This is a genomic window from Pseudomonas lactis (assembly GCF_001439845.1).
GTDB classification, from domain to species: Bacteria; Pseudomonadota; Gammaproteobacteria; order Pseudomonadales; family Pseudomonadaceae; genus Aquipseudomonas; species Aquipseudomonas lactis.
This window is the reverse complement of sequence record NZ_JYLO01000010.1, coordinates 124,231-148,373: the sequence shown is the minus strand read 5'-3', so window position 1 is coordinate 148,373 and position 24,143 is coordinate 124,231. Positions and strand designations below refer to the sequence as shown.

Here is a 24,143-nt window from a genome sequence, read left to right as displayed (position 1 = left end):
ATCATGCAGCTCGTACACACCCCACAACACGCACAACTGTCGCTGTTCGAGGCCTTCATGGCCCAACCCCTTGCGCCAATCCTCAAGGAAACGGTCGAAGCCCCCTGGGGCGGCGAACCTGAGGCGTTCAGTGAATTGTCGTTGCGCGGTGCGGCTGAGAGCTGCCTGAACCTGCTGGCACCTATCCTGCGCGAATTAAGCGAAGATCAGGACGCCCGCTGGCTGACACTGATCGCCCCGCCCGCCAGCCTCACCCAGGCCTGGCTGCGGGACGCCGGGCTCAACCGCGAGCGCATCCTGTTGCTGCAACCACGCGGCGCGCAAAGCGTCCAGCAGCTTACCTGCGAAGCCTTGCGTCTGGGCCGTAGCCATACGGTGGTGAGCTGGTTGAACCCTTTGAATGCAAGCGCCAAGCAGCAACTGATCAGCGCTGCGCGCATGGGTGATGCGCAGAGTTTAAATATTCGATTGGGGTAATGACGGGCGCGCCACAAACGCAGCCTTCACCAAGGACTCAGTGAAGAACGCGCGGCCCTTCTTCTTTCTCCGGCTCGCCTTCGGCAAGGCGACCTGCCATCTGTACGCCCACGCTCAACATGGCTTTAGCCACTTCGACGTGCTGGCCTTGCAGGAAGACTTTGGCGTCTTCGGAGAAATCCAGAATAACCAGAGAACCCTCGTCCTCCGCCCGGCGCAGTTCGATTCGGCCGTCAGGCAGTTCAACAATTTCCAGAAAGGACGTTGGCATAAAAGTCTGTTCTCCACGAAAGGCCTGGGATTATATCAGTCATCCACCCAGCCTCGCAGAGGATATGGACAGGTTTGTTGACGGCTTGATGAATGGTGCCCTGGGCAACACGCTAATCAATGTGGGAGCTGGCTTGCCTGGGATGGCGGAGTATCAGCAAATAATCAGCAAACGGACCCACCGCTATCGCAGCATAAGTATCTATACAACTTTGTAAGCCGTAGCAGCCAACGGTAACCACGATGCGAAGCGAGCAGCTCTTGATATGCTCTTGATCTGCTCTTGATCTGCTCTTGATCTGCTTTTGATCTTGATCTCAGGCGCCCCGTTAAACCACGCTGGCCGAACGCAGGCTTGAATTCGTGGGTAACCCGGCAGGACGCCGGGTTAGCCGCCCCGCGCCATGGATGGCGCGTGGCGGCGGCCCACGGATTCAAGCCTGTGTTCGGGCACACCGAGCCTAGGCGAGGGGCCGAGTGGAGGGGCAAGAGCGCTTTGGTTACTTTCGCGCTTTTCGAAAGTGACCTGCCGTCAGGCGGAACCCTAAGTGGCCGTAACCGCAGGAATGGATATGTACTCGGTATAACAGGGTCGCCTGCCAGACCGCCTTCGCGAGCAAGCCCGCTCCCACAGGTTGAACGCGGGGCATCAGGTCGATAGGTGTCGGCTGGCAGGCCGTCATCGCAGGCAAGCCAGCTCCCACAGTTTGATCGCGGGGCGTCAGGTCGATAGGTATCGGCTTTCAGACAAGCCCCCACATATGGATCCTAGAGCGTCAGGTACATAAGCGTCGGCTGTCCGGTCGTCACGGGAGCAAGCTCCCTCGCCACAGGTTCAGCGTCGCTCCGAAGCCAGCCCCCACATTTGCTTAGTGCAAACCCTTCAGCACTCGTTCAACCCTTCACGAAAACGCAGCGCCATCTTCTTCAGTTCCTGGCGCCAGCCTTCCAATTCCTCACGGCTCAAAGGCTTGGGCTCATCCTGCTCCAATGCCACGGCGACGATCAGCGGCTGGGTAACATCCCCCTTGGGCACATGGGGAATACGCGGTGGCTGAAACATATCCGCATGGGCCTTGAGCAGCCGCGCCACCCAACTGTCAGGGCTTTGGGCCATTTCCACCAACTCGGCCAACTCGGGGATCGCCATGGAATCCAACACTTCACGATTCATGATCATTTCCGCCCGAGGCGCGCCCGCTTGGGGCAAGCGGTAGAACCCGGCGATTTCATGGCACAGTCCCAGCAAGGCACCGTACAGGTGGAACAACGCCGCTTCGCGCCCCGCCTGTACCAGCGCGATGGCATTCATCTCTTTCCCTTCCTCGGCACGGCCAAGGGCCTCCAGGGATAAACCCGCGAAGTAAATTTTCTGATTGGTACGGGTATAGAGTTCGTTGGCCATGACGGCAATCTCCACAACGAATAGGCGTGATGCTGGCTGTGTAGGAGCGAGCTTGCTCGCGAAAAACCTCCAGGCACCGTAGGGTGCCAGGTTTCCGGCGTTTTCGTTAACGATCTTCGCGAGCAAGCTCGCTCCTACAGTAAGCAAAAGCCGTCTATACAGACGGCTTTTGGCGTTAACAGACTAGCGGATCAAGCGCCTTGGCGCTTGTCCTCGACCTTCCACTTGCCGCCGTCGTAGAATGCTTTCCAGCCAGTCGGCTTGCCGTCCACTTCGGTCTGCACGTACTGCTCCTTGGTCTTGCGGCTGTAGCGGATCACGGCTGGGCGACCATCCGGGTCCTTCTTCGGCGCTTCACACAGGAAGTGGTACTTCGGATCGATCTCGTCCTTGTGCGGCACGATCTCCATCACCAGCGGCGCACGGGTCTCGCGGTTTTTCGGGAACTGGCTCGCAGCCAGGAACAGCCCCGAAGCGCCGTCACGCAGGATGTAGGTGTCGTTGACCTTCTCGCACTTGAGCTCAGGCATCTTCACCGGGTCCATTTTCGGCGGCGCCGCATCCCCGCTTTTCAGCAGTTTGCGGGTGTTCTTGCAGGTCGGATTGGTGCAACCGAAGAACTTGCCGAAACGGCCAGTCTTGAGCTGCATCTCGCTGCCGCACTTGTCGCATTCCAGGCTCGGGCCTTCATAGCCCTTGATGCGGTAGGTGCCCTCTTCGATCTCGTAGCCGTTGCAATCGGGGTTGTTACCGCAGATGTGCAGCTTGTGCTTCTCGTCCAGCAGGTAGGCGTCCATCGCCGTGCTGCAGATCGGGCAGCGGTGTTTGCCGCGCAGCACCAGCGACTCGGATTCACCCTCATCGTCAGCCGCAATTTCGTCGCCCGGCACCAGGTTGACGGTCGCCTTGCAGCGCTCTTTCGGCGGCAGGCTGTAGCCTGAGCAACCGAGGAACACGCCGGTGGAGGCGGTACGAATCTGCATCGGCCGACCGCAGGTGGTGCATGGGATATCCGTCATCACCGGCTGGTTGGCGCGCATCCCGTTCTCAGGGTTCTCGGCCACTTCGAGCTTTTTCTTGAAGTCGCCATAGAACTCGTCGAGCACGTTTTTCCAGTCGCGTTCGCCCTGGGCCACGTCATCGAGGTTCTCTTCCATGCCCGCGGTGAAACCGTAGTCCATCAGGTTGGAGAAGCTCTCCGACAGACGCTCGGTCACGATGTCACCCATCTTTTCCGAATAGAAACGACGGTTGTGCAACGCAACGTAGCCACGGTCCTGGATGGTGGAGATGATCGCCGCGTAGGTCGATGGACGACCTATACCGCGCTTCTCCATCTCTTTGACCAGGCTGGCTTCGGAATAACGCGCCGGCGGCTTGGTGAAGTGCTGGGACGGGTCGAGCTTGATCAGCTTCAACGTGTCGCCCTGGGCCATGTCCGGCAGCACGTCATCATCGCCAGGCTTGGCAATCTGCGGCATCACACGGGTATAGCCGTCGAACTTGAGGATACGGCCCTTGGCACGCAGCTCGAAATCGCCCGCGCCCACGCTGACGGTAGTAGACAGGTATTGCGCCGGCAGCATCTGGCACGCCAGGAATTGGCGCCAGATCAGCTCGTAGAGGCGCTCAGCGTCGCGCTCCATGCCGCTCAGCTTGGCAGGCGTGGTGTTGGCGTCAGAAGGACGAATCGCTTCGTGAGCCTCTTGTGCGCCTTCCTTGCTGCTGTAGACGTTCGGCTTCTCCGGCAGGTAGGTCTTGCCGAATTCGCTTTCAATATAGGTACGCGCCATCGCCACCGCGTCTTGCGACAGGTTGGTGGAGTCAGTACGCATATACGTGATATAGCCAGCCTCATACAGGCGCTGGGCCATCATCATGGTCTTCTTCACCCCAAAGCCCAGGCGGTTGCTCGCGGCTTGTTGCAGGGTGGAGGTGATGAACGGCGCCGACGGCTTGCTGCTGGTCGGTTTGTCTTCACGCTTGACGATGCTGTAGCTGGAGGCTTTGAGCTTCTCCAGCGCGGCCATGGCCTGGGCTTCGTTCAGCGGTTTGAAGGCCTCGCCTTTCTCACGGGCCACTTCAAAGCGCACATTGGCGCCCTTGGCAGTGCCGAGGTCGGCGTGGACTTCCCAGTACTCTTCAGGGATGAACGCACGGATCTCGCGCTCACGTTCCACCACCAGCTTGACCGCTACCGATTGCACACGGCCGGCGGACAGGCCACGGGCGATCTTCGCCCACAGCAATGGCGAGACCATGTAGCCGACGACGCGGTCGAGGAAGCGACGGGCCTGCTGGGCGTTGACACGGTCGATATCCAGCTCGCCCGGCTTGGAGAACGCTTCCTGGATGGCTTTCTTGGTGATTTCGTTGAACACCACGCGCTTGTAGCGGCTGTCATCACCGCCGATGGCTTCGCGCAGGTGCCAGGCAATGGCTTCCCCTTCGCGGTCCAAGTCCGTCGCGAGATAGATGGTGTCAGCATCTTTGGCGAGCCGGCGCAGCTCTTCGATGACCTTTTCCTTGCCCGGAAGGATTTCGTACTTGGCCTTCCAGCCATGGTCCGGGTCCACACCCATGCGCGAAACCAGTTGCTTGCGCGCTTTTTCTTTAGGCGTGAGTACCGGACCTTCGCCCGCGGCGGCCTTGCCGCGCTTGGCGGCAGGCTCCTTGCTGGCGCTAGCCGAACCGCTGGTGGGCAGGTCTCGGATATGGCCGATACTCGACTTCACCACGTACTCGTTGCCCAAGTACTTGTTGATGGTCTTGGCCTTAGCCGGGGATTCCACAATGACCAGCGATTTGCCCATGGATCGGAAAATTCCTGAATTCGAGAAGTGAAAGGCAGTTGGCGCCTGACGCGGCAACGCTATATATAGTGGCAACCGGATGAGGTCAAGCGCAGCATTCTGCGCGACCTGCCGTTATTGCCCTGTAAAAAGACTGGGTTCGGCCGTGACCAAAGCAAAGCGCGGGACCTGCTCGCCGTCAACTTCGACGGTCTCCAGGAACATGCTCAAAGGGCGCACCCAAAAACCGTATTCGCCATACAGCGCTTGGTAAAACACCACTTCTTCTTCGGTTTCAGAGTGGCGCGCCACACTGAAAACACGGTACTGCGGCCCCTTGTAATGCTGGTAGAGCCCTGGTTCGACTTTCATGCTCTGGCCCTCGTACAAAATTTGTTGAAAAAAAATATTTAAAAGTTCCAAAAAACAAAAACCGGGGCACTGGGCCCCGGCTTCCGTCAACCGAACGTTTAGACGCGTTCGAAGACGGTGGAGATGCCTTGGCCGAGACCAATGCACATGGTTGCAACCCCGAGGTTGCCGCCATTTTGCTTCATCACATTAAGCAAAGTGCCGGAGATACGCGCACCGGAGCAACCGAATGGGTGGCCCAGGGCAATCGCACCGCCGTGCAGGTTAACCTTCTCGTTCATCTTGTCGAGTACTTTCAAATCTTTCAGCACTGGCAGGGCCTGTGCGGCGAAAGCTTCGTTGAGCTCGAAGAAGTCGATATCGGAGATGGAAAGGCCTGCGCGCTTCAAGGCTTTTTGTGTGGCCGGTACTGGACCATAGCCCATGATCGCCGGATCCACACCCGCCACCGCCATCGAACGAATCACGGCCAACGGCTGGATACCCAGGTCCTGGGCACGCTGCGCCGACATCACGATCATGCACGAAGCACCGTCAGTGATCTGCGAGGAAGTACCGGCTGTCACGGTGCCGCCCTTTGGATTGAAGGCTGGCTTGAGGGCCGCCAGGCTTTCCAGGGTGGTGTCCGGACGAATGGTTTCGTCGTAGTCGAACAGTTTCAGAAAACCGTTTTCGTCGTAGCCGTTCATCGGGATGATTTCATCCTTGAACTTGCCTTCCACAGTCGCCTTGTGAGCGAGCTGGTGGGAACGCAGGCCGAAGGCGTCCTGGGCTTCACGGGTGATGCCGTGCATCTTGCCGAGCATTTCCGCGGTCAGGCCCATCATGCCCGAGGCTTTCGCCGCGTAGAGGGACATGTGCGGGTTAGGATCGACGCCGTGCATCATGCTGACGTGGCCCATGTGCTCCACGCCGCCGACCACGAACACATCGCCGTTGCCAGTCATGATCGCTTGCGCAGCGGTGTGCAGCGCGCTCATCGAGGAGCCACACAGGCGGCTGACGGTCTGGCCGGCCGCGGTGTGCGGGATCTGGGTCATCAACGACGCCATGCGCGCGATGTTCCAGCCCTGCTCCAGGGTCTGGTTGACGCAGCCCCAGATCACGTCCTCGACCTCGTTCGGGTCGACCTTGGTGTTGCGCTCCAGCACTTTGCTGATCAGATGCGCCGACATGTCTTCGGCGCGGGTGTTGCGGTGCATGCCGCCCTTGGAGCGGCCCATCGGCGTACGACCGAAGTCGACGATCACGACGTCTCTTGGATTCAAGCTCATAAATATTCTCGCTCTAGTCGTCTGGGCACTTAACCGAAGAAGCTCTGGCCATTCTTGGCCATTTCACGCAGCTTCGCGGTCGGGTGGTACAGCGGGCCCAGATCAGCGTACTGATCAGCCAGGGCAACGAACTGGGCCACACCGATGGAGTCGATGTAACGCAGCGCACCACCACGGAATGGAGGGAAACCAATACCGTACACCAGGCCCATATCGGCTTCGGCGGCGGTTTCAACGATGCCGTCTTCCAGGCAACGCACGGTTTCCAGGCACAGGGCAATCATCATCCAGTTGATGATGTCCTCGTCAGACACCTCACGCTGTTCGTAGATGACCGGAGCGAGTACTTCGTGCACCGATGGGTCGGCCACTTTCTTCTGCTTGCCCTTCTTGTCGGTCTCGTAGGCGTAGAAACCCTTGCCGTTCTTCTGGCCCAGGCGCTTGGCTTCGTAGAGTGCGTCGACAGCCGAACGACGGTCGTCTTTCATGCGGTCCGGGAAGCCTTCAGCCATGACGTCGCGACCGTGGTGGCCGGTGTCGATGCCGACCACGTCCATCAGGTACGCCGGGCCCATTGGCCAGCCGAATTTTTCCATGACCTTGTCGATACGCACAAAATCCACACCGGCGCTGACCAACTTGGCGAAACCGCCGAAGTACGGGAACAGCACGCGGTTGACCAAGAAGCCCGGGCAGTCATTGACCACGATCGGGTTCTTGCCCATTTTCTTGGCGTAGGCAACGGTGGTGGCCACGGCCAGCTCGCTGGACTTCTCGCCACGGATCACTTCTACCAGCGGCATCATGTGCACCGGGTTGAAGAAGTGCATGCCGACGAAGTTTTCCGGACGCTTGAGGGCCTTGGCCAGCAGCGAGATGGAAATGGTCGAAGTGTTGGAGGCCAGGATGGTGTCATCTTTGACCTGGGCTTCCACTTCAGCCAGCACGGCTTGCTTGACCTTCGGGTTTTCGACAACCGCTTCGACCACCAGGTCGACGTGGCCGAAATCGCCGTAGGACAGCGTAGGACGAATGCCGTTAAGCACTTCAGCCATTTTTGCAGCGGTCATGCGGCCTTTATCAACGCGGCCCACCAGCAGCTTGGCGGCTTCGGCCAGGCCCTGCTCGATCCCGTGTTCGTTGATGTCTTTCATCAGGATCGGCGTGCCTTTGGACGCCGACTGATAGGCGATACCGCCACCCATGATACCGGCGCCGAGTACGGCAGCCTGTTTCACGTCCTTGGCAATTTCGTCGTAGGCCTTGGCCTTTTTCTTCAGTTCCTGATCGTTCAGGAACAGGCCGATCAGGCTCTGGGCCGCCGAGGTTTTCGCCAGTTTGACGAAGCCTGCCGCTTCCACTTCCAAGGCTTTGTCGCGACCGAAGTTCGCGGCCTTCTGGATGGTCTTGATCGCTTCAACCGGCGCCGGGTAGTTCGGGCCGGCCTGGCCTGCCACGAAACCTTTGGCGGTTTCGAACGACATCATCTGTTCGATGGCGTTGAGCTTGAGTTTTTCCAGCTTCGGTTGACGCTTGGCTTTGTAGTCAAATTCGCCGCTGATGGCGCCCTTGATCAGGTTCAGCGCGGCTTCGGCCAGCTTGTCCGGAGCTACTACAGCGTCGACGGCACCGACTTTCAGTGCGTCTTCAGCCTTGTTTTCCTTGCCGGCGGCGATCCATTCGATCGCGTTGTCAGCACCGATCAGGCGCGGCAGGCGCACGGTACCGCCAAAGCCTGGGTAGATGCCCAGCTTGACTTCCGGCAGGCCGATCTTGGCCGTCGCGGACATGACGCGGAAATCTGCCGCCAGGCACATTTCCAGGCCGCCGCCCAACGCGATGCCATTGATGGCAGCAACGGTCGGCACGTTGAGGTCTTCGAAATCGCTGAAGATCTTGTTGGCTTCGAGGTTGCCAGCCACCAGCTCGGCATCGGGCAGCTTGAAGTTGTCGACGAATTCGGTGATGTCAGCGCCGACGATAAACACGTCCTTGCCGCTGGAGACGATCACGCCCTTGACCGAAGCATCTGCTTTGATGGTGTCTACGGCCTGACGCAGTTCGTTCAGGGTTAGACGGTTGAACTTGTTGACGGACTCACCCTTGAGGTCGAACTTGAGTTCGACGATGCCACTTTCAAGAGCCTTAACCGTGATGGCTTTACCTTCGTAAATCATCAACTGATCTCCACGATATGGAAGCTGAACAGTACACACTGGACGCTGGTCTCTGGTTTGACATTGACAGTTGAATCAATGCTCATGCCAATCCGCCAGGCACACCCGCCAGTGCGATAGTCGGGTTTTGTATGAGTCGTCTGACAGGCAAACGCTCAATTCATACGCCCGTTTGATTTGGGTACGCCACCTTCATCCAATTCCGAGCAATTGTCAATCGCTCCAAAGGCTAGTAAAAACGCGACTTTCCAGTCATTTCAGAACCCGGCCCACAGGCGGGCCACCCGTCAATATTCAAATATTCACAGGATCAATAATAGAAAAGATGTGGGAAAAGGCTGTACAGAAAGGAATACCCGGCTAGGCTAGCGGCAACCTACAGATTTACCGGCCTGCCTGGCCACCTCCAGCCCGATGATGATGTCGGGCTTTTTATTGCCCGGCTTTTCTGGCTTTTTATTGCTCGGCTTTTTTGTAGGAGCGAGCTTCCGCGCGAAAACCTGGAGAGCGCCGCGTATAGCCTGATTATCCGCGTTATCGTTGGCGATTTTCGCGAGCAAGCTCGCGCCTACAAGGTTTGGGTCAGGCCAGGGCCTTGAGCAGCGTATCGATGTCTTTGAGTACGCTTGCGTCGCCCTTCTCGCCCCAATACAAAGCAATCATCTGTTTGTCGGCCTCGACCTTGTAGACGTTCGCCGGCAGCGTTGCAAAATGCGGCAACAACTTCTCATCCACACAAGGCTCACGCCACTGATTGACCCACAGCCCCGGCTCCAGCTGCCAGTAACTCCAGGTCGCGGGCATGCTGCCACGCCGTGGTCGGCAGTACTGCGCGCAAGGGCTCGGCGGCTCCTGTTTGAGCCAGTGCGGCCACTCCTGAGGCGCCAACTGCATGGCCAACCCGATGCGGCGTGCCTCCATGCGCAGGGCCATGCGCCCGCTCTGCTGGCGCGAAGGACGCAGCCATACCAGGGGGCTCAAAACCACCGCAAGGATTGACACCACTATCCAGACCGTCATATGTGTACTCCCGAATTTCTAGATGAGCGGATTTGATCTGCGGCAACCCCATCCGCTTGAAAGCAGCCATACTGAATTTATTGCAGTCCCCTGGAGGAACGCCTCATGCCCTACAAACATATTCTGGTCGCTGTCGACCTGACCGAAGAGTGCGATCCAGTGATCAAGCGCGCACAGGAATCCGCGATTGCCAATGGCGCCAAACTGTCGCTGGTGCACATCGTCGAGCCCATGGCGATGGCCTTTGGTGGTGACGTGCCGATGGACCTTTCCCAGCTGCAGCAGCAACAATTCGACCAGGCCAAGGAGCGCCTGGACCGTTTGATTCTCAAATACCCGCACCTGAAAAAGGAAGACTGCCACCTGACATACGGCCAACCGCGCCAGGAAATTCACCACTTGGCCAAGGAACAGGGTTGTGACCTGATCGTAGTGGGTAGCCATGGGCGCCACGGCTTGGCCTTGCTGCTGGGCTCGACCGCCAATGATGTATTGCACGGCGCGCCGTGCGATGTACTGGCCGTCAAACTGGTAAAGAGTTCGTAAGACCGATGAAGGTCTAATGTGGGAGCTGGCATGCCTGCGATAGCAGCCTGTCAGTTGATGCATCAGGTGGCTGATACACCGCTATCGCAGGCAAGCCAGCTCCCACAGTTGGATCGCATTTCATATTAAAAAGCCTGGCGCTCATAGGAATGAACGCCAGGCTTTTCAGTGCTGCAAGATCACTCAGGCATCCAACTCGGCCCAACGCTCAACCAACGCTTCCAGCTCCTGGTTCAACGTCTCCAAAGAGGCGATGACCTTGGCGGTCTCTGCCGCAGGGCGCAGGTAGAAACCAGCGTCAGCCATTTCCGCTTCGACCGCAGCAATCTGCTGTTCCTTGGCGTCGATATCACCCGGCAAGGCTTCCAGCTCGCGCTGCAACTTATAGCTCAGCTTTTTCTTGGCCGGCGCAGCGTCAGCCGCCGGTGCAGGCGCTTCGGCAGCGACCGGAGCCACCACCGCCGTGTTCAAGTCTGCTTTGCCCGACTTGCTCTCGGTTACGCCCAGCAGGCGCGGCGAGCCGCCCTGACGCAGCCAGTCCTGATAACCGCCCACGTATTCACGCACCTTGCCTTCACCTTCGAAGACCAGGGTGCTGGTGACCACGTTGTCGAGGAATTCCCGGTCGTGGCTGACCATCAGCACAGTGCCGTTAAAGGTCAGCAAGACCTCTTCCAGCAGTTCCAGGGTTTCCACGTCGAGGTCGTTGGTCGGTTCGTCGAGTACCAGCAAGTTGGCCGGCTTGCTGAACAGCTTGGCCAGCAGCAGGCGCGCGCGCTCACCACCCGACAGCGCCTTGACCGGCGTACGTGCACGCTGCGGGCTGAACAGGAAGTCGCCCAGGTAGCTGAGTACGTGGCGGCTCTGGCCGTCGATGTCGATAAAGTCGCGGCCTTCGGCGACGTTGTCGATCACGGTCTTTTCCAGGTCCAACTGGTGGCGCAACTGGTCAAAGTAGGCCACGTCGATGCGAGTGCCCTCTTCGACCTTGCCGCTGGTCGGTTGCAGGCCGCTGAGCATCAGCTTGAGCAACGTAGTCTTGCCGGTACCGTTGGCGCCCAGCAGGCCGATACGGTCGCCGCGCTGCAGGACCATGGAGAAGTCCTTGATCAGGAACGGGCCGTCCGGGTGATGGAAGCTGACGTTCTCCAGCACCATCACTTGCTTGCCCGACTTGTCGGCAGTATCGAGCTGGATATTGGCCTTGCCGGTGCGCTCGCGGCGCTCACTGCGCTCGACGCGCAAGGCTTTCAAGGCACGTACGCGGCCTTCGTTACGGGTGCGACGGGCCTTGATGCCCTGGCGGATCCAGACTTCTTCCTGGGCCAGCTTCTTGTCGAACAGCGCGTTGGCGGTTTCTTCGGCCGCCAGGGCGGCTTCCTTGTGCACCAGGAAGCTGGCGTAGTCGCCGTTCCAGTCGATCAGGCCGCCACGGTCCAGTTCGAGGATGCGCGTGGCCAGGCTCTGCAGGAAAGCACGGTCGTGCGTGATAAACAGCACGGCGCCTTGGAAGTCCTTGATGGCTTCTTCAAGCCAGGCGATGGCGCCAATGTCCAGGTGGTTGGTCGGTTCGTCGAGCAGCAGCAGGTCCGGCTCGGACACCAGGGCCTGGGCCAGCAGCACGCGACGACGCCAGCCGCCGGACAATTCGGCGAGGGTCTTGTCGGCCGGCAGTTGCAGGCGGCTCAGGGTGCTGTCCACCAGTTGCTGCAAGCGCCAGCCGTCACGGGCTTCGAGGTCTTGCTGGACGTGCATCAGCTTGTCGAGGTCTTCCTCGGTGACGCAGTTCTGCGCCAGGTGATGGTATTGCGCGAGCAACTCGCCAACGCCATCCAGGCCTTCGGCAACCACGTCGAACACTGTCCGTCCGTCGGCCACCGGCAATTCTTGCGGCAATTCGCCGATCTTGAGGCCCGGGGCACGCCAGACAGAGCCGTCATCGGGCTTCTGGTCGCCTTTTACCAGCTTCATCATGCTGGACTTACCGGTGCCGTTGCGGCCGATGATGCACACCCGCTCACCACGGGCGATCTGCCAGGACACCTTGTCCAACAACGGCATGGCGCCGAAAGCAAGGGACACATCGCTGAATTTGAGCAGGGTCATACGCTTCTCCAAAAACTGGGCGCGCATTCTACCTGATGTGAGGGTGGGATGCGGTCGGCATTTTCTCTATTGACACGTTCTGTAGGACATTTCCGGCGAACTTGAACGAACCAGCCGGCAAAGCTTTCGCGGGCCGCTGGCAAAAGGCTAAGCTAGGGGCAATCAGTGTCGGCAGTGCCGGTGCTAGTCGTGATTTCTCTGCACGGACGTCTCATGCGCAGTCGCCTTTTCAACTTTTTATCTTGTCTGCTTCTTTCCGCCACTGCCGTTCAATCCGCCCAGGCGGTGGACCTCACCACTCAACGCCAGTATTACGATCAAGCCAAACGCGCCCTGGCCAAGGGCGACAGCGGCCCCTACATGCAATACAGCCAAGCCCTGGCCGATTACCCGCTCACGCCCTACCTGGCCTATGACGAGCTGACCGCGCGCCTGAAAACCGCGAGCAATGAGGAAATCGAACAATTCCTCGCCAAACACGGCGACCTGCCCCAGGCCAACTGGATGAAACTGCGTTGGCTGCGCTGGCTGGCCGAACGCGGCGATTGGCAGACCTTTGAAAAGTACTACGACACCAAGCTCAATTTCGTCGAGCTGGACTGCCTGCATGGCCAGTACCAGCTCAGCCACAACCTGAAAGCCGAAGGCTACAAGACTGCCGAAAAGCTGTGGATGACCGGCAAATCCCAGCCCGCCGCCTGTGACGTCACGTTTGGCCAATGGGCCGCTGCCGGCCAACTCACCGAGCAGAAGATCTGGGAGCGCGCCAAGCTCGCCGCCGAAGCGCGTAACTACGCGCTGGCCAATAGCCTGGTGAAAACCCTGCCCACCCTCGGCGCCCAAGGCCGCTTGATGGTGGATGTTGCGCAAAAGCCCGACATGCTCAGCGACCCGTCACGCTTCCAGCCGGCCACCGAGGCCATGGCTGACGCCGTGGGCCTGGGCCTGCGTCGCCTGGCGCGCCAGGATCCGGACAAAGCCATGTCGCTGCTCGACGGTTACGCCAGCAGCATGCACTTCTCCCGTGACGAAAAAGTGTCGATTGCCCGCGAGATCGGCTTGACCCTGGCCAAGCGCTTCGACCCGCGCGCGCTGGAGGTCATGACCAAGTACGACCCCGAACTGCGCGACAATACGGTCTCCGAATGGCGCCTGCGCCTGTTGTTGCGCCTGGCGCGCTGGGAAGACGCCTACCAGTTGACCCGCAAGCTCCCACAAGACCTGGCCACCACCAACCGCTGGCGCTACTGGCAGGCGCGCAGCCTGGAGCTGGCCGAGCCGAAAAACCCGCAGGCTTTGGTGCTGTACAAAAACGTCGCCAAGGAGCGGGACTTCTACGGTTTCCTCGCGGCTGACCGCTCCAAATCGCCTTATCAGTTGAACAACAAGCCGCTGGTGATGAGCCAGGCCCTGGTCAACAAGGTCCGCAACACCCCAGGCGTGCGCAGGGCCCTGGAGTTCTACGCCCGCGGCCAGATCGTCGACGGTCGCCGTGAGTGGTACCACGTCAGCCGTCATTTCAACCGTGACGAGATGGTGGCCCAGGCCAAACTGGCCTACGACATGAAGTGGTACTTCCCGGCGATCCGCACCATCAGCCAGGCCCAGTACTGGGACGACCTGGACATCCGCTTCCCGATGGCCCACCGCGACACCCTGGTGCGCGAAGCCAAGGTACGCGGCCTGCACTCCAGTTGGATCTTTGCCATCACCCGCCAGGAAAGCGCGTTTATGGATGACGCCCGTTCCGGCGTTGGCGCCAGCGGCCTGATGCAACTGATGCCCGGCACCGCCAAGGAAACCGCACGCAAATTCAGTATCCCCCTGGCCTCCCCGGCCCAAGTGCTGGACCCGGATAAAAACATCCAGCTCGGCGCTGCCTACCTGAGCCAGGTGCACAGCCAGTTCAACGGCAACCGCGTGCTCGCCTCCGCTGCCTACAACGCCGGCCCCGGCCGCGTGCGCCAATGGCTGCGCGGCGCAGACCACCTGAGTTTCGACGTGTGGGTGGAAAGCATCCCGTTCGACGAAACCCGCCAGTATGTGCAGAACGTGCTGTCTTATTCGGTGATCTACGGGCAGAAGCTCAACTCACCGCAACCGTTGGTGGATTGGCATGAGCGGTACTTCGACGACCAGTAGGAGCGAGCTTGCTCGCGAAGAACGTCAACGCTAACGCGTGCTTCCTGGATAAACGCGGCGCCTGTGAGTTTTTCGCGAGCAAGCTCGCTCCTACAGAGGCGCCATTGCCCGCATCGAGAGATGCGGGCATTTTTTATTTCACCTGTTCATCTCCATCGTTGAACTGCAACGCCGCCAACCGCGCATACAACGGATTGCTCGCAATCAACTGCTGATGCGTGCCCACCGCCACCAGCTTGCCCTGGTCCATTACCGCAATGCGGTCGGCATTCTTCACCGTGGCCAAACGATGCGCGATGACCAGCGTGGTGCGCCCCTGCATGAGCTGCGGCAGGGCTTGTTGGATCAGGTGTTCGCTCTGAGCGTCGAGGGCGCTGGTGGCTTCGTCCAGCAGCAGGATCGGCGCGTCGACCAGCAAGGCGCGGGCGATGGCCAGGCGTTGGCGCTGGCCGCCAGAGAGGCCCTGGCCACTTTCGCCGAGGTGGGTTTGGTAGCCGTCGGGCATTTGCAGGATGAAGTCGTGGGCGTGGGCAATACGCGCGGCGGCTTCCACCTGGGCGGTGGTGGCGGACGGGTTGCCGTAGCGGATGTTGTCTTCGACGCTGCCGAAGAACAGCGCCGGGCTCTGGGACACCAGGGCGAAATGGCGACGCAGGTCTAACGGGTCAAGCTCGGTCAACGGTTGACCTTCAAGCAGGATGCGGCCTTGCTGGGGGTCGTAGAAACGCAGCAGCAGGTCGAAGATCGTCGATTTGCCCGCGCCGGACGGCCCTACCAACGCCAGGGTTTCGCCCGGGTTGATGGTCAGGTTCAAGCCATCGATGGCGTAGCTGTCCGGCCGTGACGGGTAGGAAAAGCGCAGGTCTTGCAGTTCCATGCGGCCGCTGACCCGTTCCGGCAAACGTACACCGCCAGTGGCCGGCGCCTGGATGTCGTTGCCTGACTGCAACAGCTCACCGATCCGCTCCGCCGCCCCAGCGGCACGCTGCAACTCGCCGAGCACTTCGCTCAGGGTGCCAACGGCGCTGCCGACAATCAGGCTGTAGAACACGAACGCCGCCAGCTCACCGCCGGAAATACGCCCGCTGATCACGTCCATGCCGCCCACCCACAGCATCACGCCTACCGCGCCGAGCACCAGCATGATCACCAGGGTAATCAGCCATGAGCGCTGCAAGATGCGCTTACGTGCGGTGATGAAGGCGTCCTCGACGGTGACGGCAAAGCGCTGTTCGTCCTGCACCTGATGGTTATAGGCCTGCACGGTCTTGATCTGGCCCAAGGTCTCGGCGACATAGCTGCCAACGTCCGCGATACGGTCCTGGCTCAAACGCGACAGGCTGCGCACCCGACGTCCGAAAATCAGGATCGGCGCCAGCACCAGCGGCAACGCCACCACCACGATGCTGGTGAGTTTGGGGTTCGTGATAAACAGCAACACGATGCCGCCGATGACCATAAGGGCATTGCGCAAAAACAGCGACAGCGATGAGCCGATCACCGATTGCAGCAAGGTGGTGTCGGTGGTCAGCCGCGACTGGATTTCGGAGCTGCGGTTGTTCTCGTAGAAGCCTGGGTGCAGGTAGATCAGGTGGTTGAACACTTGCCGGCGAATATCGGCCACCACCCGCTCGCCAATCCACGACACCAGGTAAAACCGCGTGAAGGTGCCCACGGCCAGGCCGAGCACCAGCAGCATGAACAGGCCGATGGACTGGTTGAGCAGGTGCGGCGACTGAGTCATGAAGCCCTGGTCCACCAGCAGGCGTATGCCCTGCCCCATGGACAAGGTGATGCCAGCGGTGACGATCAGCGCCAGCAGTGCGCCAAGCGCCTGCCAGCGGTAGGGCGCGATAAAGCGGCTGGCCAGGCGAATCGCACGGCGTTGACGGATGGAGAACATGGGAGGTATCACCAATGAGGAATCTGTACCCTCCAACATTGGGGGAACTTGCGCGAATAACAATGAGTCAGGTTAATTATGCCCACCGATGCAGGCCGCTAGAGGCTATCGGTCTAAGCCTCATCTGGAAATATGTACCGGTTTCTGGTGGACTGGGTGTTCAAACCGATGAGCGTGTAAGGAGTTGTAACGGCGCGTTCATGCGGGGGAATTAAAGTAGGTACACAACCTGATGAGGAGACAGGCCATGACCTTGCAAAATAGCAGCGACGCCAAGATTGAAGTGATCCGCCAGCCGCAACAGCTGCCTTGCTCGTATATCGATGCCAAAGGCCAGGAAGTGCAGATTACCGAAGAAATGATCCAGCAAGCCTGCAGCGAACTGGAACAGCGACTGGTCAAGCCTGCCCAGCAAGGCTGAAGCGCCCACGCTCTTTCAAACCCGGCCCAGGTGGCCGGGTTTTTTATGCCCCCTGTAGGAGCGAGGTTGCTCGCGAAAAACCTGAGGGCGCCGCGTTAAATCAGAAACGCTGCGTTATCGTTGACGTTTTTCGCGAGCAAGCTCGCTCCTACAGTTATAGGTGTTCGGCGCCCAGAGCAGCCACGATCTGCGACAGCACCGCCGACTCCCCGTTGATGCGCACCTTCAACCCATCGATCTCGCGACGCTCCGGATAGTGCTTGCGCAGCAGGTCAAAGGCCTGGCGCTGCTCATGCACGGTGCCCACGAGGCTGCGACGGAAATCCGCATCGTCACGGCGTGGGTCGTACACACTGCGGCACAAGGTCGCCAGCGCCCAGGCCGGGTCAGTCGTAGCGTTAAGGTGCATCTCGGCCAGCCAGGGGGCCGGCAGCAAATCACTTAAGTGAATACTCGGTTCCTGGCCCAGGTGCGCGCACAGCGCCTGGTAAATCTGCGCGGTGCCGCGCTGTTTGCCATCGAGGCTGTAGCCGGCGATATGGGGCGTGGCCAGCACGCACAGGTCTGCCAGCTCGACATCCACCTCGGGCTCGCCTTCCCACACGTCCAGCACCGCTTGCAGGTCTTCGCGCGCCAGCAACACCTCGCGCAGGGCGGCGTTATCCACCACCGCGCCCCGGCTGGCATTGATCAGCCAGGTGCCCGGCTTGAGCTGTTCCAGGCGCTGGCGATCAAACAGGTGCCAGGTCGAACCATTGCCGGACTTGATCAGCGGCGTATGCAAGCTGATCACGTCACAGTGCTCGATGATCTGCTGCAGGCTGACGTAATCACCGTCTTCGGTGACCTGGCGCGGTGGGTCGCACACCAACACATTCCAGCCCAGGCCCTTGAGCACCTTGACCAACCGCCCGCCGACTTCACCGGCACCGACGATACCGTAGGTGCGCTGCTTGAGGTCGGCGCCTTCGATTTCAGCCAGGGTCTGCAAGCTGCCGAGCACGTAGTCCACCACCCCACGCGCATTGCAGCCGGGCGCGCTGGACCACTGGATACCTGCTTGCTTGAAGTAGTCGAGGTCCAGGTGGTCGGTGCCGATGGTGCAAGTGCCGACAAAACGCACCTTACTGCCCTCGAGCAGGGCGCGGTTGACGTTGGTCACCGAGCGCACCAGCAGTACATCGGCCTGCTCGACCGTGGCGCGGTCGATGGAACGGCCGGGCACACGGCGAATCTCGCCAAACCCTTCGAAGAATGCATCGAGCAGCGGGATATTTTCGTCGGCAACAATCAGCATGGCAGGCTCCTTTGGCGGATTGGCAGTGTACAGAAGATCCTGTGTAGGAGCTGGCCTGGGCGCATTGCTTACAAATCCCTAACACAGGTTTTTTCCTGACCACTGCGTCAACGCGTAGAATCCGCCGTCCTTGCGACTGCCTTTTTATTGGACACCTGTACGTGAACACTGCCACCGCTACCCTCTCCCGCCCCGCCCGCATCAGCCGGGAAGTGCGCGGCCTGCTGACGCTGGCCTTGCCGATCATGATTGGCCAACTGGCAACCACCGCGATGAGCTTCGTCGATGCGGTGATGGCTGGGCGCGTGAGCCCGCAGGACCTGGCGGCGGTGGGCCTGGGTAATTCGATCTGGATCCCGGTGTACCTGTTGATGACCGGTACTCTGCTGGCCACCACACCGAAAGTTGCCGAGCGTTATGGCGCGGGCAAACTCACCGAGATCGGGCCTCTGGTGCGCCAATCGTTGTGGTTGGCCGTGGTGGTCGGTCTCTGCGGCGCGCTGCTGTTGCTGTGCGCCGAGCCGATCCTGCATGCCATGAAGGTCGAGCCCGACCTGATCGAGCCGTCCATGGGCTACCTGCACGGCATCGCCGCCGGTATGCCGGCGGTTGCGTTGTACTACGTGTTTCGCTGTTTCAGTGACGGCCTGGGCCGCACACGGCCGAGCATGGTCATGGGCTTGTGCGGGTTGGCGCTGAATATTCCGCTGAACTACATCTTCATCTACGGCCACTTTGGCGTACCGGCCATGGGCGGCGTGGGCTGTGGCTGGGCTACCGCCATTGCGATGTGGGTGATGATGATCGGCCTGGCCATCTGGACGCGCTGGGGCGCGGCCTATCAAAGCAGCGAATTGTTCAAGCGCTTCGACTGGCCGCAATGGACGGTGATCAAGCGCATATTGGGCATAGGCCTGCCGATTGGTGTGGCGATCTTCGCCGAGTCGAGCATTTTCGCGGTGATTGCCCTGTTGCTTGGCAGCCTGGGCGCCACGGTGGTCTCCGGTCACCAGATAGCCCTGAACGTCAGCTCCCTGGTGTTCATGATCCCCTATTCCCTGAGCATGGCCGTCACCGTGCGGGTCGGCCAGGCGTTGGGGCGCGGCGAACCCCGGGAAGCTCGCTTCGCCGCCGGCGTCGGCATGGGCACCGCCCTGGCGTACGCGTGTTTTTCCTGCAGCTTGATGCTGCTGTTTCGCGAGCAGATTGCAGCGATCTACACCCCTGACCCGGTGGTGATCCACTTGGCGTCGATGCTGATTGTGTTCTCGGCGTTGTTCCAGTTCTCCGACTCGATCCAGGTCACCGCCGCGGGCGCATTGCGCGGCTATCAGGACACCCGGGTGACCATGGTGCTGACCTTGTTCGCCTACTGGGGCGTGGGCCTGCCGGTGGGTTACGCCCTGGGCCTGACAAACTGGCTCGGCGAGCCCAGCGGCCCGAGCGGTTTATGGCAAGGGCTGATCGTGGGCTTGAGCTGTGCGGCGGGGATGCTGGTGGTGCGCCTGGCGCGCAGTGCACGCCGGCGCATCCGGGCCGAAAAGGCGCAGGCTTAATCGGCTTTCTTGCGGATCCAGTACAGGTAGGTGCCAGCATCTTCCTGCTGATCCACCAGTTCGTGGTCGAGAAACACGCAGAACTTGGGGATATCGCGACGGGTCGACGGGTCGGTCGCGATCACCTTGAGCAGGCCGCCCGCCGGCAGGTCGCGGATGTGCTGGTGCAGCATCATCACGGGTTCCGGGCAGTTGAGGCCGGTGGCGTCGAGGGTACCGTCAACAGGTTCAAGACTCATACTTCACTCCTAAAACTGGCACCGCTCAGCAATGTGGGAGCGGGCTTGCCCGCGATGACGGGGGCACATTCAACATAAATTTCGACTGTTATACCGCTTTCGCAGGCAAGCCAGCTCCCACATTTAATATCAGCGGCCTTTAGATTTCTTTATGTCTATCAGACGACGCAAGTGGCAGGTGACCTCTTCGCGGTCGTGGTAGAGCTGCTTGCAGCCAATCTCCACACGAATGCCGCGCGCCTTGAAGCCCTCTTCGATGCGCTCCAGCAAACGCTTCACTTCGGCGTAACGCTGCTTCATCGGCAACTTCAGGTTCACCACCGCCTCGCGGCAATGCCCTTCTCCAATCCAAGTTTCCAAGAGTGCCGCGTTGCGCGCGGGCTTCTCAACGATGTCGCAGACCATCCAGTCTACCGGCTGCTTGGGCACGAAGGTGAAGCCGTCGGCCATCAGATGCTGCACCAGGCCGGTATCCATCAGGCTTTCAGCCATGGGGCCGTTGTCGATGGCGGTCACCAGCATGCCACGGTTGACCAGTTGCCAGGTCCAGCCGCCTGGCGCTGCGCCGAGGTCGACGCCGGTCATGTCGCCGTGCAGGCGCTCGTCCCACTGGTCACGGGGGATAAAGTGGTGCCAGGCTTCCTCCAGCTTGAGGGTCGAACGGCTGGGCGCGTCACGCGGGAACTTGAGGCGCGGAATGCCCATGGGCCACATCGCCGAGTTGTTCGATTCGGCCAGGCCCATGAACACTTCGCGGCCGCTCTTGAAGGTCAGCAGCAGGCGCGGCTTGCTCGGGTCGTCCACCAGCTTGCCGGCGTTAAGCAGGGCTTTGCGCAGGTGCACTTCGAATTTCTTGCAGAAGTTCGACAGCTCCTTGCCGTCGTTGGTGTCGACCATCTCCAGCCACAGGCTGCCGCACACGGGGAATTCGCGCAGGTGGGCGAGGATCACGCTGATGCGGTCGGTTTCCGGCAGGTCGATAAACACCCCGCGCGCCCACTGCCGGGGGAAGATCAGCTCGGCAAAGCGCTGGCCGTGCATCAGGCGCTGGGCGCCATCTTCTTCGGTGCAGACAAATTCGGCGCAGGCGCTGCCGGTCTTGGCCTTGGCGTAGCCGGACACGTTCAGGCGCGCGGCGTGCTCCGCGATCTCGGAACAGACTTCGCCTTCAAAACCCGGGCGGCAGTGCATAAAAAGGGTGTTCATTGAATCTCCTGGTGAATCAACTGGCCTTGCGCTATCGCAATACCTGTCATGAAAACGCGCGCATGATAGCCGAGTTCGGAACCTTGGACTCAGCGATAGAGTCCAGTTATTAGCCTGCTAATGAAAACAGCGCTAACGTGATAGCTCTGTTCGTCCCGTCAGGTCCGTAGCCGTGCGGACCATAAGGAGTCATGTAATGTCATCCCTTGATAGCCTGAGAACCCTTAAGACACTGCACATAGACAGCAAAACCTACCACTACTTCAGCCTGCCCGAAGCCGCCAAGAGCCTGGGTGACCTGGACAAGCTGCCGATGTCCCTCAAGGTGCTGCTGGAAAACCTGCTGCGCTGGGAAGACGCCAAGACCGTCACCGGCACCGACCTCAAGGCCATCGCCGCCTGGCTCAAGGCGCGCCAGTCGGACCGCGAGATCCAGTACCGCCCCGCTCGCGTGCTGATGCAAGACTTTACCGGCGTACCCGCCGTGGTCGACCTGGCCGCCATGCGCGCCGCCGTGGCCAAGGCCGGCGGTGACCCGCAGCGCATCAACCCGCTGTCACCGGTGGACCTGGTGATTGACCACTCGGTGATGGTCGACAAGTTCGGCAGCACCAGCGCCTTTGAACAGAACGTCGATATCGAAATGCAGCGCAACGGCGAACGCTACGCCTTCCTGCGCTGGGGCCAGAGCGCCTTCGACAACTTCAGCGTGGTGCCGCCGGGCACCGGCATCTGCCACCAGGTCAACCTCGAATACCTGGGCCGCACCGTGTGGACCAAAGAGGAAGACGGCCGCACCTACGCCTTCCCCGACACCCTGGTCGGCACCGACTCCCACACCACCATGATCAACGGCCTCGGCGTACTCGGCTGGGGCGTGGGCGGGATCGAAGCCGAAGCGGCCATGCTCGGCCAGCCGGTGTCGATGCTGATCCCGGAAGTGATCGGTTTCAAGCTCACCGGCAAGCTCAAGGAAGGCATCACCGCCACCGACCTGGTGCTGACCGTGACGCAAATGCTGCGCAAGAAAGGCGTGGTGGGCAAGTTCGTCGAGTTCTACGGCGACGGCCTGGCCGATTTGCCCCTGGCCGACCGCGCGACCATCGCCAACATGGCCCCGGAATACGGCGCGACCTGTGGTTTTTTCCCGGTGGATAAAGTGACCCTGGACTACCTGCGCCTGTCCGGCCGCCCGGCTGAGACGGTCAAACTGGTGGAAGCCTATACCAAGGCCCAGGGCCTGTGGCGCAATGCCGGCCAGGAGCCAATCTTCACCGACACCCTGGCTCTGGACATGGGCACTGTCGAGGCCAGCCTTGCCGGGCCCAAACGTCCCCAGGACCGTGTCGCCCTGCCGAATGTAGGCCAAGCGTTCAGCGATTTTCTCGACCTGCAATTCAAGCCCACCAGCAAAGAAGAAGGCCGCCTGGAAAGCGAAGGCGGAGGCGGCGTTGCCGTGGGCAATGCGGACCTGGTCGGCGAGGCGGATTATGAATACGAAGGCAACACCTATCGCCTGAAAAACGGCGCAGTGGTGATTGCCGCGATTACCTCCTGCACCAACACCTCCAACCCCAGCGTGATGATGGCCGCCGGGCTGGTGGCAAAGAAAGCCGTGGAAAAAGGCCTGACCCGCAAGCCCTGGGTGAAAAGCTCCCTGGCGCCGGGCTCCAAAGTGGTCACCGACTACTACAAGGCGGCGGGCCTCACCCAATACCTGGACAAGCTTGGCTTCGACCTGGTGGGCTACGGCTGCACCACCTGTATCGGCAACTCCGGGCCCCTGCCCGAGCCGATCGAAAAAGCCATCCAGAAGGCCGACCTCACCGTCGCGTCGGTGCTGTCCGGTAACCGTAACTTCGAAGGCCGCGTGCACCCTCTGGTGAAAACCAACTGGCTGGCCTCGCCGCCCCTGGTCGTCGCTTACGCGTTGGCCGGCACCGTGCGCATCGACATCAGCAGCGAGCCGCTGGGCAATGACCAGCAGGGTAATCCGGTGTACCTGAAGGACATCTGGCCCAGCAGCCAGGAAATCGCCGAGGCGGTGGCCCAAGTCAGCACCAGCATGTTCCACAAGGAATATGCCGAAGTGTTTGCCGGCGACGAGCAGTGGCAAGCCATTGAAGTGCCGCAGGCAGCCACCTACGTGTGGCAGCCGGATTCCACCTATATCCAGCACCCGCCGTTCTTCGACGACATCGCCGGCCCGCTGCCGGTGATCGCGGACGTCAAGGGCGCCAACGTGCTGGCCCTGCTGGGGGATTCGGTAACCACCGACCACATCTCCCCTGCCGGCAATATCAAGGCCGACAGCCCGGCCGGGCGCTACCTGCGCGAACAGGGCGTGGAGCCGCGTGACTTCAACTCCTACGGTTCACGCCGGGGTAACCATGAAGTGATGATGCGCGGCACCTTTGCCAATATCCGTATCCGCAATGAAATGCTCGGCGGCGAAGAAGGCGGTAACACGCTGTATATCCCCACTGGCGAGAAAATGGCGATCTACGATGCGGCCATGAAGTACCAGGCCTCCGGCACACCGCTGGTGGTGATCGCCGGCCAAGAATACGGCACCGGCTCCAGCCGCGACTGGGCGGCCAAGGGTACCAACCTGCTGGGCGTCAAGGCGGTGATCGCCGAGAGCTTCGAGCGTATCCACCGCTCCAACCTGGTAGGCATGGGCGTCTTGCCGTTGCAGTTCAAACTGGATCAGAACCGCAAGACGCTCAAGCTCACCGGCAAGGAGAAGATCGATATCCTCGGGCTGACCGCTGCCGAGATCGAGCCGCGGATGAACCTGACGCTGGTGATCACTCGCGAGGATGGCAGCAGCGAGAAGGTTGAGGTGCTGTGCCGGATTGATACCTTGAATGAAGTGGAGTACTTCAAGGCGGGTGGGATTCTGCACTACGTGCTGCGCCAGTTGATCGCCTCTTAAGA

Annotated in this window: 19 protein-coding genes; 6 read left to right on the top strand and 13 right to left on the bottom strand. The window is 60.5% G+C overall.

The window, feature by feature from the left end:
* Positions 1–3 precede the first annotated feature (3 nt).
* Positions 4–477, top strand: coding sequence for an SOS-induced cell division inhibitor SulA (gene sulA / locus TX24_RS18655; RefSeq protein ID WP_057710850.1), 474 nt, complete (start codon positions 4–6; stop codon positions 475–477).
* Between the two features lie 37 nt (positions 478–514).
* On the opposite strand, the gene TX24_RS18650 is transcribed toward sulA, so the two are convergent.
* The 8 genes from TX24_RS18650 to TX24_RS18615 form a co-directional block, all read right to left on the bottom strand.
* Complete coding sequence (locus TX24_RS18650) at positions 515–748, bottom strand: hypothetical protein (protein ID WP_003189656.1); 234 nt, start codon at positions 746–748, stop codon at positions 515–517.
* Between the two features lie 882 nt (positions 749–1,630).
* Positions 1,631–2,152 carry a DUF6586 family protein gene (locus TX24_RS18645; RefSeq protein WP_003189653.1) on the bottom strand — a complete coding sequence of 174 codons (522 nt, stop codon included), beginning with the start codon at positions 2,150–2,152 and terminating at the stop codon, positions 1,631–1,633.
* 191 nt (positions 2,153–2,343) lie between these two features.
* Positions 2,344–4,965, bottom strand: a complete 2,622-nt coding sequence (gene topA / locus TX24_RS18640; RefSeq protein WP_003189652.1) for a type I DNA topoisomerase — start codon at positions 4,963–4,965, stop codon at positions 2,344–2,346.
* 114 nt (positions 4,966–5,079) lie between these two features.
* Positions 5,080–5,316 (bottom strand): DUF1653 domain-containing protein, encoded by a 237-nt coding sequence (locus TX24_RS18635; RefSeq protein WP_003189651.1) that lies wholly within the window; start codon positions 5,314–5,316, stop codon positions 5,080–5,082.
* A gap of 98 nt (positions 5,317–5,414) precedes the next feature.
* On the bottom strand, positions 5,415–6,590 hold the full coding sequence (gene fadA / locus TX24_RS18630; protein ID WP_003189650.1) for an acetyl-CoA C-acyltransferase FadA: 1,176 nt from the start codon (positions 6,588–6,590) through the stop codon (positions 5,415–5,417).
* Positions 6,591–6,619: 29 nt separating this feature from the next.
* Positions 6,620–8,767 carry a fatty acid oxidation complex subunit alpha FadB gene (gene fadB / locus TX24_RS18625; RefSeq protein WP_003189649.1) on the bottom strand — a complete coding sequence of 716 codons (2,148 nt, stop codon included), beginning with the start codon at positions 8,765–8,767 and terminating at the stop codon, positions 6,620–6,622.
* A 365-nt stretch (positions 8,768–9,132) separates the two neighbouring features.
* The gene (locus TX24_RS32185; RefSeq protein ID WP_057710849.1) at positions 9,133–9,327 is read right to left on the bottom strand and encodes a hypothetical protein; all 195 of its coding nucleotides are present in this window, start codon (positions 9,325–9,327) and stop codon (positions 9,133–9,135) included.
* 22 nt (positions 9,328–9,349) lie between these two features.
* Positions 9,350–9,787, bottom strand: a complete 438-nt coding sequence (locus TX24_RS18615; RefSeq protein WP_032900468.1) for a hypothetical protein — start codon at positions 9,785–9,787, stop codon at positions 9,350–9,352.
* 105 nt (positions 9,788–9,892) lie between these two features.
* Here TX24_RS18615 and TX24_RS18610 point away from each other — a divergent pair, with 105 nt between their 5' ends.
* Complete coding sequence (locus tag TX24_RS18610; protein ID WP_003189647.1) at positions 9,893–10,333, top strand: universal stress protein; 441 nt, start codon at positions 9,893–9,895, stop codon at positions 10,331–10,333.
* A 183-nt stretch (positions 10,334–10,516) separates the two neighbouring features.
* On the opposite strand, the gene TX24_RS18605 is transcribed toward TX24_RS18610, so the two are convergent.
* Positions 10,517–12,439, bottom strand: a complete 1,923-nt coding sequence (locus TX24_RS18605; protein WP_003189646.1) for an ATP-binding cassette domain-containing protein — start codon at positions 12,437–12,439, stop codon at positions 10,517–10,519.
* A 213-nt stretch (positions 12,440–12,652) separates the two neighbouring features.
* On the opposite strand from TX24_RS18605, the gene TX24_RS18600 reads away from it, so the two are divergent.
* A complete protein-coding gene (locus TX24_RS18600) occupies positions 12,653–14,581 on the top strand; it encodes a transglycosylase SLT domain-containing protein (RefSeq protein WP_057710848.1) in 1,929 nt (642 codons plus the stop codon).
* A 133-nt stretch (positions 14,582–14,714) separates the two neighbouring features.
* Here the strand turns inward: TX24_RS18600 and TX24_RS18595 are convergent, their stop codons facing one another.
* Positions 14,715–16,484 (bottom strand): ABC transporter ATP-binding protein/permease, encoded by a 1,770-nt coding sequence (locus TX24_RS18595; RefSeq protein WP_032892853.1) that lies wholly within the window; start codon positions 16,482–16,484, stop codon positions 14,715–14,717.
* A 247-nt stretch (positions 16,485–16,731) separates the two neighbouring features.
* Here TX24_RS18595 and TX24_RS32180 point away from each other — a divergent pair, with 247 nt between their 5' ends.
* Positions 16,732–16,905, top strand: coding sequence for a PA1571 family protein (locus TX24_RS32180; RefSeq protein WP_003189642.1), 174 nt, complete (start codon positions 16,732–16,734; stop codon positions 16,903–16,905).
* 154 nt (positions 16,906–17,059) lie between these two features.
* Here TX24_RS32180 and pdxB read toward each other — a convergent pair whose 3' ends face one another.
* Entirely contained in the window at positions 17,060–18,202 is a 1,143-nt protein-coding gene (gene pdxB, locus TX24_RS18585) for a 4-phosphoerythronate dehydrogenase PdxB (RefSeq protein WP_057710847.1), read from the bottom strand.
* A gap of 161 nt (positions 18,203–18,363) precedes the next feature.
* On the opposite strand from pdxB, the gene TX24_RS18580 reads away from it, so the two are divergent.
* Complete coding sequence (locus TX24_RS18580; RefSeq protein WP_003189639.1) at positions 18,364–19,758, top strand: MATE family efflux transporter; 1,395 nt, start codon at positions 18,364–18,366, stop codon at positions 19,756–19,758.
* Here the strand turns inward: TX24_RS18580 and tusA are convergent.
* Both tusA and rlmM read right to left on the bottom strand, forming a co-directional pair.
* On the bottom strand, positions 19,755–19,997 hold the full coding sequence (tusA, locus tag TX24_RS18575; protein WP_003189637.1) for a sulfurtransferase TusA: 243 nt from the start codon (positions 19,995–19,997) through the stop codon (positions 19,755–19,757). The genes TX24_RS18580 and tusA overlap by 4 nt on opposite strands.
* A 129-nt stretch (positions 19,998–20,126) precedes the next feature.
* Positions 20,127–21,203: a 23S rRNA (cytidine(2498)-2'-O)-methyltransferase RlmM gene (rlmM, locus tag TX24_RS18570; RefSeq protein ID WP_003189635.1), complete on the bottom strand. Its 1,077-nt coding sequence runs from the start codon at positions 21,201–21,203 to the stop codon at positions 20,127–20,129.
* Between the two features lie 196 nt (positions 21,204–21,399).
* On the opposite strand from rlmM, the gene acnA reads away from it, so the two are divergent.
* On the top strand, positions 21,400–24,141 hold the full coding sequence (gene acnA, locus TX24_RS18565; protein WP_057710846.1) for an aconitate hydratase AcnA: 2,742 nt from the start codon (positions 21,400–21,402) through the stop codon (positions 24,139–24,141).
* Positions 24,142–24,143: the final 2 nt, after the last annotated feature.

Coding starts and splice junctions, on each gene's coding strand:
- pdxB (WP_057710847.1), bottom strand. CDS start 18,202: ATGCTGATTGTTGCCGACGAAAATATCCCGCTGCTCGATGCATTCTTC.
- TX24_RS18605 (WP_003189646.1), bottom strand. CDS start 12,439: ATGACCCTGCTCAAATTCAGCGATGTGTCCCTTGCTTTCGGCGCCATG.
- TX24_RS18600 (WP_057710848.1), top strand. CDS start 12,653: ATGCGCAGTCGCCTTTTCAACTTTTTATCTTGTCTGCTTCTTTCCGCC.
- acnA (WP_057710846.1), top strand. CDS start 21,400: ATGTCATCCCTTGATAGCCTGAGAACCCTTAAGACACTGCACATAGAC.
- sulA (WP_057710850.1), top strand. CDS start 4: ATGCAGCTCGTACACACCCCACAACACGCACAACTGTCGCTGTTCGAG.
- TX24_RS18645 (WP_003189653.1), bottom strand. CDS start 2,152: ATGGCCAACGAACTCTATACCCGTACCAATCAGAAAATTTACTTCGCG.
- TX24_RS18615 (WP_032900468.1), bottom strand. CDS start 9,787: ATGACGGTCTGGATAGTGGTGTCAATCCTTGCGGTGGTTTTGAGCCCC.
- tusA (WP_003189637.1), bottom strand. CDS start 19,997: ATGAGTCTTGAACCTGTTGACGGTACCCTCGACGCCACCGGCCTCAAC.
- TX24_RS18650 (WP_003189656.1), bottom strand. CDS start 748: ATGCCAACGTCCTTTCTGGAAATTGTTGAACTGCCTGACGGCCGAATC.
- TX24_RS18610 (WP_003189647.1), top strand. CDS start 9,893: ATGCCCTACAAACATATTCTGGTCGCTGTCGACCTGACCGAAGAGTGC.
- TX24_RS18635 (WP_003189651.1), bottom strand. CDS start 5,316: ATGAAAGTCGAACCAGGGCTCTACCAGCATTACAAGGGGCCGCAGTAC.
- rlmM (WP_003189635.1), bottom strand. CDS start 21,203: ATGAACACCCTTTTTATGCACTGCCGCCCGGGTTTTGAAGGCGAAGTC.
- TX24_RS32180 (WP_003189642.1), top strand. CDS start 16,732: ATGACCTTGCAAAATAGCAGCGACGCCAAGATTGAAGTGATCCGCCAG.
- TX24_RS18595 (WP_032892853.1), bottom strand. CDS start 16,484: ATGTTCTCCATCCGTCAACGCCGTGCGATTCGCCTGGCCAGCCGCTTT.
- fadA (WP_003189650.1), bottom strand. CDS start 6,590: ATGAGCTTGAATCCAAGAGACGTCGTGATCGTCGACTTCGGTCGTACG.
- fadB (WP_003189649.1), bottom strand. CDS start 8,767: ATGATTTACGAAGGTAAAGCCATCACGGTTAAGGCTCTTGAAAGTGGC.
- topA (WP_003189652.1), bottom strand. CDS start 4,965: ATGGGCAAATCGCTGGTCATTGTGGAATCCCCGGCTAAGGCCAAGACC.